This is a genomic window from Acidobacteriota bacterium, from assembly GCA_016712445.1.
GTDB lineage: Bacteria > Pseudomonadota > Alphaproteobacteria > Caulobacterales > Hyphomonadaceae > Hyphomonas.
This window is the reverse complement of record JADJRB010000003.1, coordinates 124,925-136,811: the sequence shown is the minus strand read 5'-3', so window position 1 is coordinate 136,811 and position 11,887 is coordinate 124,925. Positions and strand designations below refer to the sequence as shown.

Sequence of the window (11,887 nt, the reverse complement as noted above, 5' to 3'; positions counted from 1 at the left end):
CCGGCGGCGCCCAGCGCCTTGAGCCGGTTGGGATTTGTCGTGCGCAGCGGCGTCGGCTAAGCGTGGACGATGCTGACCATCCGCCCGCTTGCACCTGAGTGTGCCGCTGCCCTGCAAGCGGCTGAGCCCCACGCGCCTTACCTCAGGCGTCTGCGTGAACGGGGCATCTCTGGCTCGTTCGATGAGGCGCTGGCCAGGGTGCGGACCATGCCCGCCGACACGCCGATCGCCGACGCGATGAGCGCGCTGCGCGCTGCCAAGCTGACGGCGCACCTCGCCCTTGCCGGTGACGACCTGAGCGGCGCACGCGGCGTGATGCGCGTCACGCACGCGCTGACAGAGTTCGCGAACGAGAGCCTGGAGGCGGCCCTTCGTGTCTCGCTCGCGGCGCGCGGTCTACAGCCGGACGGGATCTTCGCGGTGGCCCTCGGCAAGATGGGCGCCTTCGAACTCAACTATTCCAGCGACATCGACATAGCCGCCTTTTACGACCGGGACCGGTTCGATGGCGGAGAACGCGACCCCGGCGACGCGGCGCAGCGCGTGATCCGTGATGTAGTGCGCATCATGGATGAGATCACCGCGGACGGCTACGTCTTCCGCACCGACCTTCGCCTGCGCCCGGACCCGTCCTCTACACCGCTTGCCGTGTCGACCGAGATGGCAGAACTCTACTACGAAAGCGTCGGCCAGAACTGGGAGCGCATGGTCTGGATCAAGGGCCGCCCCGCCGCCGGCGACCTTGCGTCTGCCAAGCGGTTCCTCGCGCGCATGGAGCCTTATGTCTGGCGCCGAAACCTCGACTATTGGGCGATCGGCGATATCCAGGCAATCAAGCGCATGATCAACAACAAGATCAGCGCCGACGAACAAGGTGCCCTGTCGCCGGACGTGAAACTGGCGCCCGGCGGCATTCGCGAGATCGAGTTCTTCGTGCAGACCCAGCAGCTCATCCTCGGCGGCCGCGACACGGCGCTGCGCGACAACACCACTCTGGGCGCGCTGGCAGCGCTTGCCGATGCCGGCGTCGTGGCGCGCTCAACCGCCCACCAGCTCGAGACGGCCTACAAGGCGCTGCGCAATGTCGAGCATCGCATCCAGATGCGTCAGGACGAGCAGACCCACACGGTACCTGCCGACCCGGCCGAACGCGAGAGCCTGGCCTACCTCTGCGGATGCGGCGCGCTGGAAGACTTCGACCGCGACCTGCTCGACACCCGAAAGCAGGTGCAGGCGGCCTATGACGGCCTGTTCGCGCAGGAAGACCGGGCCGCGACCACGCATGCGCTTGGCAACCTGGTCTTCACCGGCGTGGACGATGATCCGGGTACGGTCAAAACGCTGGCGGGTCTCGGTTTTTCGGACGCCTCCTCAGCCATTGACACGATCCGCAACTGGCACCGCGGCCGGGTGCCGGCGACACGCACGGCGCGCGGGCGCGAACTGTTGACTGCGATCCTGCCAGGCATGCTGGAGGCGATGGGCGAGACCGGCGAACCGGACACCGCTTTTCTATGGTTCTCGCGCTTCTTCGAAGGGCTGTCGTCGGGCGTGCAGACGCTTTCCATGCTGCTCGCCAAGCCTGAGCTGCTGGCTGACCTCGTCGCCACGCTCGCCCTTGCGCCGCGTCTCGCCCGTATCCTCGCCCGCCGGCCAGACTTGCTGGAAGCGCTGGTGGCGAACACCATCCCGAAGGCGCCAGAGCCCGGCACGTCGACCTTCGATGCCGCGCTGGACGACTGGCGGCGCTATCACCGCGAGCAAAGCTTCCTCACCGGTCACAGGCTGCTGCACGGATTGATCGCGTCGGATGTCGCCGCGCAGGTCTGGACGCTGCTGGCCGATGACACGATCCGCTTCATGGCAGAAGTCGCCGTCAGGGAGACTACTCGCCGCTATGGCAAGCCGCCGGGTCGCTGGGCGGTGTTTGGCATGGGCAAGCTTGGCGGCGAGGAAATGACAGCCGGCTCGGACCTCGACCTGATCGTGATCTACGAAGCGGACGCGGACGGCGCGCAGACTTGGTTCACGCGATTGACCCAGCGCCTGATCACGGGCCTCACCGCGCCGACGGCAGAAGGCGAACTCTACGAAGTCGACATGCGCTTGAGGCCGTCGGGCCGGGCAGGACCGGTGGCCGTGAGTCTTGACGCGTTTCGCCACTATCAGAATGAAGAGGCGTGGACCTGGGAGCATATGGCGCTCACCCGCCTCAGGTTTGCGGCGGGCGACGCCGAACTCGGCGCGGCCGTTCACCAGATCGCCGCAGACGCCATAAGTGCCCGCGCGCGCAGTCCCCGGCGCAAGGCGATCCCCACTGACATCACGGCCATGCGCCAGACACTCTACCGCGAAAAGCCAAGCGAAGGACTTTGGGACCTGAAGACAGCGGAAGGCGGCCTGATCGACATCGAGTTCATGGCGCAGCAGGAAATGTTGCTGCGCGCCCGGCCGGACCTCGTTCGTCCGAATACGGCGCATGCACTGTCCGGTCTCGCAGACGCCGACGGCGCTGAAAGCGAGGACTGGTGCTTCCTGCGCGCCGCTTTGAATCTCCTGTCCTCGATGCAACAGCTGCAGCGCCTGGCGCTTGGCAGTGGCCCGGTCGAGGGCGACATGCCTGCCGGCCTGAAGGCGCGATTCTGCCGCGCAGCCGGCGAAACCGAGTTTGAGGCGCTTGAAAGCCGCCTGTCCGGCGTCAAGGCACGGGTCCACCAGCTCGCCTGCGAAAAACTGCACCTGACGGCGACGGAATCCTGACGGCCCCCCCGTTTTACGAGCGCTGGGATCATCAAGGAGATCACTCATGAAAAAACTCACGCTCGCGGCGGCCTCTGCGCTGACCCTCGCGCTGGCAATGCCGATGGCGGCCTTCGCTCACGGCCACAAGGGCGGCGGCGGCCATCTGGAGAAGCTCGACACGAACGCTGATGGTGTCATCACCCAGGGCGAAGCCGAAGCCTCGGCGATCGCGCAGTTCGCCAAGATCGACGGCAATGCCGACGGTTTCCTGACCCAGGAGGAACTCAAGGCCAGCCATGAAGCGCACCGCGCCGAAATGAAGGCCAAATGGGCCGAGAGGGCGGAAGGCAAGGAGCCGCGCAAGCCGCGCGCCGATGCTGATCCGGAAAAAGCTGCGGCCTGGGAAGCCAAGCGCGAAGCCCGCAAGGCGTCGATGCAGGCCAAGGGCGCTGAACACTTCGCAGCCGTCGACACCAATGGCGACGGACGCTGGAGCCAGACTGAGTTCACGGCCAGCCATCTCGAACGCTTCGGCAAGCTCGATACGGACGGTGACGGCAACGTCTCGAAAGCCGAGATGGACGCCGCCAAGGCCAAGATGAAGGAGCACCGCGGCAAATGGCGGGACAAGCCGGCCGAACAGTAAGAACCCCTGAACCGGGCCGGAGCCATGCGATGGCGATTGCATCCCCCCTGCGATTGCCTCTCGGGTCTCCGGCCCGGAATCGGATAGGGTTTGCCGCGTGGCCTTCACGTCTGACCTCGACCAGATCACACGGGCCGCAGCGGGGGATCCCGCTGCGGTTCGCGCGCTTGTCCATCGCTACAGTGCCGGCGTGCTCGGCCTTGCCACCCGCATGCTCGGCGACCGCACGGAGGCCGAAGACGTGACACAGGAAACGTTCCTCCGGGCCTGGAAGGCTCTGCCCAACTGGGAGCCGCGCGCAAAGTTCTCGACCTGGCTGCACCGCGTAGCCCTGAATCTCTGCTACGACCGTCTGCGCAAGCGCAAGGAGTCGCTGCCGGGCGATCTGCCCGACATCTCCGACACCCGCCTCGCGCCGCACGATGCGCTTGACCAGACACAACGTGTCTCGGCCATCGAAGCGGCGATCGGCGCGCTGCCCGAACGCCAGGGCGCCGCGCTGACCCTCTGCGCCCTTCAGGGCCATTCACAGGCCGAAGCGGCGGAAATCCTCGACGTGAGCGTTGAAGCGCTCGAAAGCCTGCTCGCCCGCGCGCGGCGCACCTTGCGCGCACAGTTGCTGGAAGGGAGAACCAGCGCATGACCGAAGACCGTCTGATTGAACTCATCGAAGCCTGGGGCGCTGACCCCGCTGCGTTTCCCGAGCAGGAGCGCGCCGAGGCGCGTGCCTTGCTCGCCGCGCACCCGGCCCGTTTCGCCGCAGCGCTGGCTGAAGCCCGTGTGCTGGACGCCGCGATCGCCCGCCTGCCGGAGATCACGCCGTCGCCAGCGCTGACCGAAGCCCTTATCGCGTCTGCGCCGAAGCCGCGGGCTGCGGGTGGCCGCTTCCGTTTTCCGGGCTTCAAGCCTTGGGCTCCTGCCAGCGGCTTCGCTGCGCTCGCTGCGGGCCTGATGATGGGCGTCATGGTGGCGCCTGCCGCCAGCGCCGCTAACGAAACGGACGAAGCAGCCACCGTGCTCGAGCACGCGCTCGGCTTCGACCCTGCCGCCTATGCCGAGGAGCTCGCAGAATGAGCGACCCACAACCCCGCCGCTTCCCGTTCCTGCTGACGCTGTCCGTTCTGGGCAACCTCGTGTTGTTGGGACTGATCGCAGGCATCTTCCTGAAAGCCCCGCCGAAAGGCGGCCCCGACCGTGATCCCGGCCGCGACCGGCCGGGCATCGAGTTGAGCGCCGCAGACCGCGCGGCGGTGCGCACCCTCATGCACGAAAGCTTCGAAGCTGGCCGCGAGGCGCTTGAGGCGCGGCGCGGATACGAGCGCCGGCTCGCCGAGGTGTTGAAGGCCGAACCCTATGATGAGACGGCCGCCCGCGCCGCACTCGCTGATCTGCGCGAGGCCGACAAGGTCGCACGAGATATAGTCGCCGACCGCATGTTCGAAGGGCTCGGTGACCTGTCGCCCGATCAGCGTGAACTCGTGGCCAAGCTCATCGGAGGAAATCTCGAGAAGCGCGGCAAGCGGCACGATCGGCTGGAGAAATTCCGTGAGCGCCGGGAAGGCAGTCCGCCCCCTCCGCCGGGCGCCGAAGAGGAAATGCCCTAGTCCTTCGACTTGTGGGCCAGCCGCCCGGCATTCGCTTCCCAGTTCTGTCCATCAAACGGCGCGACCGTCACTTCGAATGTCTCCCATTCGTCGAGGCAGCGCCATGTTACGGCGATCCCGTCCGGATTTGACCGGGGGATGTAAAAGCTCTTGATGCCGCAGGTCTTGCAGAACAGGTGCTTCGCGCGCCCGGTGTTGAACGTGTAGGTGCCGAGATTGTCAGCCCCCTGAACAATCCGGAACCGGTTCGCCGGCACGATCACATGAATGTTGCCACTCATCGCGCACATCGAACAATTGCAGTCTTCAGCTTCGAAGGCGTTTGGCAGCTCGACCTCGAAGCGTACGGCGCCGCAATGGCAGCCGCCCTTGTGCCAGTCGCGCGCGGCGCCTGTCATCCGCCCACCCATTCCGGCGGCCGGCGGTGCGCCCAGGGTGCCGCCCGCTCCAGCTGGCCGGCAAGGCTCAGCAGCAGGCCTTCCTGTCCGTGGCGCGCGCCGAACATCATGCCGATCGGCAGGCCGCCCGGCGCGGTCGGTGTCGGCGCCGTCCAGTGCAGCGGCACTGACATTGCTGGCGCGCCCATCTGGTTGAACACGGCGCAGTGCGGCGCAAATCCTGCTACCGCATCGGCCATCCGGTTCGGATCGGCCGTCAACGCCATCGTGCCGAGCAGGTCCGGCGCCCGGTGCAAGGTCGGCGACAGTGTCAGATCGAATCCACCAGCATCCAGGAAATGCTCATACTGGATAGCGGCCGTGATGAACGCATTGTTGGCCTTCGCCAATTCAACCATCGGAACCGTCCGGCCGAGGCGCACCATGCCGGCGGTGATCGGCTCGATCTCGTCATCGCCGACTGGCCGCCCGCGCGCGGCGCCGTGCTCGTCCAGCTGCGCCGCGATATTCGCGCCGATGGTGAAGAGCGCGGCCTTGCCGAGCGCTTCGCCGTTGAGGATCGGGCCGGCCTCGACCACAACATGCCCAAGGCTTTCGAGCAGTTTCGCCGTTGCCGCGAGGCCAGCGGAGGCGTCCGCGTCCGGCACGGTTCCGTTCGGCGCCGTGCGCCAGAGCGCGATCCGCAAGCGTTTCGGGTCGCGCTCCAGCTCTGACAGGTAAGGCCGCGCGGGCGGCGGCGCGACATAGCGGCTGCCGGTTTCCGGGCCGTGTGTCAGGTCCAGCATCGCCGCGCTGTCGCGCACGGTGCGGCTCACGACAAGTACCGTAGACAGACCATTCCAGCCCTCGGTGCGCGCCGGGCCCATCGGCATGCGCCCGCGTGATGGCTTCAGCCCGAACACGCCGCAGCACGCTGCCGGGATGCGAATCGACCCGCCGCCATCGCTGGCGTGCGCAACTGGAATCGCACCCGCCGCAACCGCCGCCGCCGCGCCGCCGGACGAACCGCCGGCGATGCGCGTGCGATCCCAGGGATTGCGTGTCTGTCCGAACAGCGTGGATTCAGTCGTCAGCGTCAGGCCGAATTCCGGTGTCGTGGTGGATCCGAAAAACACTAGCCCCGCTTCGCGGAACCGCCGGGTCAGGGTGGAGTCCTCTGTCGCCACGACATCTTTGTAGGCGCGGCTTCCGCCCGTCAGCGGCGCGCCTTTGACAGCGACACCCAGATCCTTCGTGGCGAACGGAACGCCCGCATAGGCGCCTTGCAATCCGCCCTTCGCAATCTGCTCGCGCGCGAGTTCAGGGTAGAGCGCTGCGAAGCAGTTGATTCTCTCCTGCGCCGACTCGGCCCGCGCCACGGCTGCTTCCAGAAGTTCTGCGGGCGTGACCTGCCGGGTCCGGACGAGTTCGGCGAGGCCAAGGCCATCGGTGTCTGCGGTAAACGTCATCTGTCTGCGATCCCTGATTCCATCGGCGCGCCGGACAGCGCTGATCGTTCTTACGTAAGCTGCCGCGAGACGCAATCGGCGGGAAGGGTGGATTCCGTCTCCGGCATGTGATATTGCGCTGCAACATGAAGCGCTGGCCGGCTTTGACCATTGCGCATCGCAAGGATTGGTTACGATAAGTCAGGCGCTCCCCGCGCCGCACTCTTCACCCGACACCCCCCCCTCACAACGAGAAGGATTCCCATGCGCCCGCAGCGTATGATCGGAGCTGCCCGCAAGTCCCTTGCGGTCGTCTCATTGCACACCCACCGCCTGATGCGGCGGGTCCACCCCACCAAGCTGATCCTGGCGGGCTACGGCCTGTACATGTTTCTCGGCTGGTGCATGCTTTGCCTGCCTATCGCGCGCAACGTGCCGGTTACCCCGCTCGACAACCTGTTCACTGCCGTCTCCGCCGTGTCCACCACCGGACTGGTCACGGTTGATCCGGGTACGACCTATACCCTGTTCGGGCAGGTCATCATCCTGATGCTGATCCAGGCGGGCGGCATCGGTTACATGACGCTCGGCTCATTCATCATGCTGGCAACGGTGAAGCACCTGTCGCCGCTGCGCGAGCGGCTGGCGCGCACGGCGTTCACGCTGCCCGAAAACATCATCACGGTGCATTTTATCCGGACGGTCGTGATCTTCACGCTCGTCATCGAAGCGCTCGGCGCCGTTGCCCTTTATTTCGCTTTTGCCGCCGCCGGCGTTCGCGACGCCCCGTGGAGCGCCATCTTCCACTCAGTCTCAGCCTTTTGCACAGCCGGATTCAGCCTCAACCCCAACAGCCTTGAGGACTTCCGCGGAAACTTCGCGGTCAACGCTGCGGTATCTGTCCTCTCGCTGCTCGGCGCGATGGGTTTCCTGATCGTGTTTGACGTCTGGCGCAGTCTGACCAACCGGTCTGTGCAGGTCAGCTTTACCAGCCAGGTGATCGTGCGCCTCACCTTCGCCTTCCTTGCCATCGGCACGGTCATCCTGTTTCTCGCCGATCCCGGCATCGCAGCCTTGCCGTCAACCGACCGGCTGCTCGCTGCCTTCTTCCAGGCGATGACCGCCATGACCACGGTGGGCTTCAATACGGTGCCGATCGGCGCCCTCGCGCCTGCGGCCATCGTGATCCTGTATTTCTTCATGGCCATCGGCGCGGCGCCTTCGGGCACCGGCGGGGGTCTCAAGATCACCACCTTCGCGGCCATGGTCGGCCTCGTGCGCTCGACCGTTCGCCGTCAACCGGATGTCTCCTTCTTCGGACGCGTCATCCCGGAAAACCGCGTCCGTCTCGCCGCGGCCTCGTCGGCCTATTTCGTGATGCTGATGACCCCCGCCGTCTTCGTGCTCTGCCTGACGGAAGCCGGCGCCGATTTCGAAGCGCTGTTGTTCGAGGCTTTCTCGGCCATCGGCACCGTCGGACTCAGCATGGGACTCACGGGCGGACTCTCGGAAATCGGCAAGGCCGTCATCATCCTGCTGATGTTCGCTGGCCGCGTCGGCATCCTCACATTCGGCATCGCGCTGGCGTCGTCTGCCAACAAGGAACCGCCCCGCCGCACGGGTGACCTCCTCGTATGACGCCGCAAAGGGCAGGGCGGCTCAGTCGCCGTCCTCGTCCAGCGCGATGTGCATCTCCTCGTCAGACCAGCCGAAATGGTGGCCGAGTTCGTGGATGAAGACGTGGGTGACCAGCTCCTCGAGCGTCACGTCGCCGCGCTGCGCCCATTCGAACAGGATGGGCAGGCGGTAGAGGTGGATCAGGGGTCGCTCAAACGAAGGTTGCGTGATGCTCTCGATGGTCAGCGGCACGCCGGTATAGAGTCCGGTCAGCTCCAGCGGGTCGTCGATCTCCATCTCGTCGAGCAATGAGTCTTCGGCATAGTCAGCGACGAGGATCCGCACGTCGCCGGCGGGCTTGCGCATGAATTCGGGCAACTCGGCAAAGCAGCGCTCGGCCAGCAGGAGCATTTCATCCGCGGACGGTGCAACGCTGGTCAGCGCGCTCACGCGAGCACGACCGCCGTGCCGGATACGGCGACCATCATCATCGAGCCCTGTTGTCCGACCACGCCATAGTCGAACTTGATCCCGACGATGGCATTCGCGCCCAGCTTCTCGGCCTCTTCCACCATCTCGCGCAGCGCATCATCGCGCGTCTCGCGAATTGTGCTCTCGTACGACTCGGACCGCCCGCCCACGAGGTTCGTGAAGCTCGCCAGGATGTCCTTGCCGATATGCGCGCCGATAATCACTTCGCCGCAAACGATGCCCTTGTAGGCCGAAATGCTGCGGCCTTCGATGGATGAGGTGGTGGAAAGGATCATGCGCAATCTTCCTTATTCGGCCGCTGTCAGTGCCGGGTCGCCCGAAAGCAATTCCAGCATGCGGATCGCGCTGTCGGCAATGACCGTACCCGGAGGAAAGATCGCCGCCGCACCTGCTGTGCGCAGCGCGTCGAAATCCTGCGGCGGGATCACCCCGCCGACAATGATCCGCGCGTTCGCTGCGCCTTCGTTGCCCAGCGCGCGCTTCAATTCCGGCACCAGCGTCAAGTGACCTGCCGCGAGCGACGAGGCGGCCACGATATCCACGCCTGCCTTGCGCGCGTCCGCCGCCGCTTCTTCCGGCGTCTGGAACAGCGGGCCGATCTCGACTTCCCAGCCAAGGTCCATGAGTGCTGAAGCAACGACCTTCTGGCCCCTGTCATGCCCGTCCTGACCCATCTTGGCGATGTAGATCTTCGGCTTTCGGCCGTTGGCTTTCACGTAGGCGGCCGCCAGCGCCTTGGCCTGCTCGGCCTTGTCATTGCCTTTCACGCCGCCGCCATAGACACCCTTGATCGAGCGGATGACCGCGCTGTGCCGTCCCTGGCTGCGCTCAACGGCTTCCGAAATTTCTCCCACCGTCGCCTTGGCGCGCGCCGCATCGACGGCGAGTGCAAGCAGGTTGCCTTTCCCGCTCGCCGCCGCTTCCGCAATCGCATTGAGCTTCGCTTCAACTTCGGCGCCATCGCGTTCCTTCTTCAGGCGCGCGAGCTTGTCGAGCTGCATCCGGCGCACGGCCGCATTGTCGACCTTCAGCACAGGGACATCTTCGTCCTCGTCGAGCAGGAACTTGTTGACGCCCACCACGGTCTGCGTGCCGCTGTCGATGCGCGCCTGCGTGTTCGCGGCGGCTTCCTCAATGCGCAGCTTCGGCAGGCCCTGTTCGATGGCTTTCGCCATGCCGCCCATCGCTTCGACTTCGGCAATGTGCTTCAGTGCCTTTTCGGCAAGATCGTGCGTCAGGCGCTCGACATAATAGCTGCCGCCGAACAGGTCGATCGACTGGCAGGCGCCCGCTTCCTGTTGCAGCAGGATCTGCGTGTTGCGCGCGATGCGGGCCGAGAAGTCCGTCGGCAGGGCGAGCGCTTCATCGAAGCTGTTGGTGTGCAGCGACTGCGTCTGTCCGCCCGCCGCCGCAATCGCCTCAAGACAGGTGCGGATGACGTTGTTGTAAACGTCCTGCGCCGTGAGGCTCCAGCCCGAAGTCTGCGAGTGTGTCCGCAGGCTGAGCGATTTGGTCGACTTTGGCGCGAAGTTCTCCTGCACCAGTTTCGCCCAGATCAGGCGCGCGGCGCGCATCTTGGCGACTTCCATGAACGTGTTCATGCCGATCGCCCAGAAGAAGGACAGGCGCGGGGCAAACGCGTCGACATCGAGCCCGGCGGCAACACCCGCGCGGATATACTCGATACCGTCCGCCAGCGTGTAGGCGAGCTCAAGGTCTGCCGTCGCGCCCGCTTCCTGCATGTGATAGCCGGAAATCGAGATCGAGTTGAACTTCGGCATCTTCTGCGACGTGTAGGCGAAGATATCCGAAATGATCCGCATGCTGGGTTTCGGCGGATAGATATAGGTGTTGCGCACCATGAACTCTTTCAGAATGTCGTTCTGAATCGTTCCGGCAAGCTTCTCCGGCGGCACGCCCTGTTCCTCAGCCGCCACAATATAGAGCGCGAGGATCGGCAGCACGGCGCCGTTCATCGTCATCGACACCGACATCTGGTCGAGCGGAATGCCCGAGAACAGCGTGCGCATGTCGAGGATCGAGTCGATGGCGACGCCCGCCATGCCGACATCACCCGAGACGCGCACGTGATCGGAATCATAACCGCGGTGGGTCGCGAGGTCGAAGGCCACCGACAGGCCTTTCTGCCCAGCCGCCAGGTTGCGACGGTAGAACGCGTTGGAATCCTCAGCCGTCGAAAAGCCCGCATACTGACGGATCGTCCAGGGCTGGTTGGTATACATGGTGGGGTAGGGGCCGCGGCCGAACGGCGTCAGGCCCGGATAGTCATCGACGAAGTCCAGCCCGGCGCGGTCAGCGGCCGTGTAGGCGGTCTTCACCGCGATGCCTTCCGGCGTCTCCCAGGCTTCGCCCAGCTTCGGCTTGGCTGCCTTGGCGGTGGGGGCGTCGAGATCAACTTTCGTGAAATCGGGGAACTTGGTCATTGGGCGCCCTCAATTGATTTATGGCAGTTTTGAATGTGGCCTTCTTCAGCTTCGGTCGTCATTTGATGCTGATCATGTTGGAGCACTTGTACCGAGTAGTCGAAATCGGTGCCTCCAAGTGGCCCAACGATAGTTTCCACCATCTCCGCAACATCTTCGTTGACCATGTGTGTGAAGCCTACGACGGGAAGCGCCGACATCTTCGCCGATTTTATGGTGTGAAGAATTTCACCTTCCACAACAGCAAATGTGCCCGTTGCTATGAACATCCACCGAATTTGGTCGCCGATGTCGTCGAACACGACAACAGCCGTCCCAATCGACTCATAGGAGCCAGAGGTCGAATAGTAATCATGTTCAGTGACAATAAGACGGGTGCCGTCGCGTGCCACATGCTCCATGTTGCAAATCCACAGCCCTTCAACATCTGCATTGCTCAGAGCCGCGTTTGCCGGCGCGGAACAAGATACCGACGCGACAATGGTTGCGGCTACAGTCACACCGGATAGATTTAACC

Annotated in this window: 12 protein-coding genes; 6 read left to right on the top strand and 6 right to left on the bottom strand. The window is 64.8% G+C overall.

Translation table 11 applies throughout. The features are described 5' to 3' along the window. Positions 1-69 precede the first annotated feature (69 nt). The 5 genes from IPK75_16930 (at position 70) to IPK75_16910 (ending at position 4,992) form a co-directional block, all read left to right on the top strand. On the top strand, positions 70-2,760 hold the full coding sequence (locus IPK75_16930; protein MBK8200033.1) for a bifunctional [glutamine synthetase] adenylyltransferase/[glutamine synthetase]-adenylyl-L-tyrosine phosphorylase: 2,691 nt from the start codon (positions 70-72) through the stop codon (positions 2,758-2,760). A 46-nt stretch (positions 2,761-2,806) separates the two neighbouring features. After that, positions 2,807-3,388: a hypothetical protein gene (locus IPK75_16925; GenBank protein ID MBK8200032.1), complete on the top strand. Its 582-nt coding sequence runs from the start codon at positions 2,807-2,809 to the stop codon at positions 3,386-3,388. A 97-nt stretch (positions 3,389-3,485) separates the two neighbouring features. Further along, a complete protein-coding gene (locus IPK75_16920) occupies positions 3,486-4,031 on the top strand; it encodes an RNA polymerase sigma factor (GenBank protein MBK8200031.1) in 546 nt (181 codons plus the stop codon). Beyond that, the gene (locus tag IPK75_16915) at positions 4,028-4,462 is read left to right on the top strand and encodes a hypothetical protein (protein MBK8200030.1); all 435 of its coding nucleotides are present in this window, start codon (positions 4,028-4,030) and stop codon (positions 4,460-4,462) included. Before IPK75_16920 ends, IPK75_16915 begins: the two co-directional genes overlap by 4 nt. Then, a complete protein-coding gene (locus IPK75_16910; protein MBK8200029.1) occupies positions 4,459-4,992 on the top strand; it encodes a periplasmic heavy metal sensor in 534 nt (177 codons plus the stop codon). Before IPK75_16915 ends, IPK75_16910 begins: the two co-directional genes overlap by 4 nt. On the opposite strand, the gene IPK75_16905 is transcribed toward IPK75_16910, so the two are convergent. Further along, positions 4,989-5,390, bottom strand: coding sequence for a GFA family protein (locus tag IPK75_16905; protein MBK8200028.1), 402 nt, complete (start codon positions 5,388-5,390; stop codon positions 4,989-4,991). The genes IPK75_16910 and IPK75_16905 overlap by 4 nt on opposite strands. Then, positions 5,387-6,838, bottom strand: a complete 1,452-nt coding sequence (locus IPK75_16900) for an amidase (protein ID MBK8200027.1) — start codon at positions 6,836-6,838, stop codon at positions 5,387-5,389. Before IPK75_16900 ends, IPK75_16905 begins: the two co-directional genes overlap by 4 nt. 243 nt (positions 6,839-7,081) lie before the next feature. Here IPK75_16900 and IPK75_16895 point away from each other — a divergent pair, with 243 nt between their 5' ends. Beyond that, positions 7,082-8,455: a potassium transporter KtrB gene (locus IPK75_16895; GenBank protein ID MBK8200026.1), complete on the top strand. Its 1,374-nt coding sequence runs from the start codon at positions 7,082-7,084 to the stop codon at positions 8,453-8,455. A 21-nt stretch (positions 8,456-8,476) separates the two neighbouring features. Here IPK75_16895 and IPK75_16890 read toward each other — a convergent pair whose 3' ends face one another. From IPK75_16890 to IPK75_16875, 4 genes are read right to left on the bottom strand one after another with little or no spacing between them, the layout of a single operon-like run. Continuing rightward, the gene (locus tag IPK75_16890; protein MBK8200025.1) at positions 8,477-8,845 is read right to left on the bottom strand and encodes a metallopeptidase family protein; all 369 of its coding nucleotides are present in this window, start codon (positions 8,843-8,845) and stop codon (positions 8,477-8,479) included. A gap of 35 nt (positions 8,846-8,880) precedes the next feature. Beyond that, the gene (locus IPK75_16885; protein MBK8200024.1) at positions 8,881-9,201 is read right to left on the bottom strand and encodes a YbjQ family protein; all 321 of its coding nucleotides are present in this window, start codon (positions 9,199-9,201) and stop codon (positions 8,881-8,883) included. 12 nt (positions 9,202-9,213) lie between these two features. Then, a complete protein-coding gene (gene scpA, locus IPK75_16880) occupies positions 9,214-11,370 on the bottom strand; it encodes a methylmalonyl-CoA mutase (protein ID MBK8200023.1) in 2,157 nt (718 codons plus the stop codon). Then, positions 11,367-11,870: a hypothetical protein gene (locus tag IPK75_16875; protein MBK8200022.1), complete on the bottom strand. Its 504-nt coding sequence runs from the start codon at positions 11,868-11,870 to the stop codon at positions 11,367-11,369. The genes scpA and IPK75_16875 overlap by 4 nt, the downstream gene beginning before the upstream one ends. Positions 11,871-11,887 lie beyond the last annotated feature (17 nt).

What these genes read in the sequence shown, in the direction of transcription:
- IPK75_16900 (MBK8200027.1), bottom strand. Translation starts at nt 6,838, where the DNA reads ATGACGTTTACCGCAGACACCGATGGCCTTGGCCTCGCCGAACTCGTC.
- IPK75_16925 (MBK8200032.1), top strand. Translation starts at nt 2,807, where the DNA reads ATGAAAAAACTCACGCTCGCGGCGGCCTCTGCGCTGACCCTCGCGCTG.
- IPK75_16915 (MBK8200030.1), top strand. Translation starts at nt 4,028, where the DNA reads ATGACCGAAGACCGTCTGATTGAACTCATCGAAGCCTGGGGCGCTGAC.
- IPK75_16905 (MBK8200028.1), bottom strand. Translation starts at nt 5,390, where the DNA reads ATGACAGGCGCCGCGCGCGACTGGCACAAGGGCGGCTGCCATTGCGGC.
- IPK75_16930 (MBK8200033.1), top strand. Translation starts at nt 70, where the DNA reads ATGCTGACCATCCGCCCGCTTGCACCTGAGTGTGCCGCTGCCCTGCAA.
- IPK75_16910 (MBK8200029.1), top strand. Translation starts at nt 4,459, where the DNA reads ATGAGCGACCCACAACCCCGCCGCTTCCCGTTCCTGCTGACGCTGTCC.
- IPK75_16895 (MBK8200026.1), top strand. Translation starts at nt 7,082, where the DNA reads ATGCGCCCGCAGCGTATGATCGGAGCTGCCCGCAAGTCCCTTGCGGTC.
- scpA (MBK8200023.1), bottom strand. Translation starts at nt 11,370, where the DNA reads ATGACCAAGTTCCCCGATTTCACGAAAGTTGATCTCGACGCCCCCACC.
- IPK75_16890 (MBK8200025.1), bottom strand. Translation starts at nt 8,845, where the DNA reads ATGCTCCTGCTGGCCGAGCGCTGCTTTGCCGAGTTGCCCGAATTCATG.
- IPK75_16885 (MBK8200024.1), bottom strand. Translation starts at nt 9,201, where the DNA reads ATGATCCTTTCCACCACCTCATCCATCGAAGGCCGCAGCATTTCGGCC.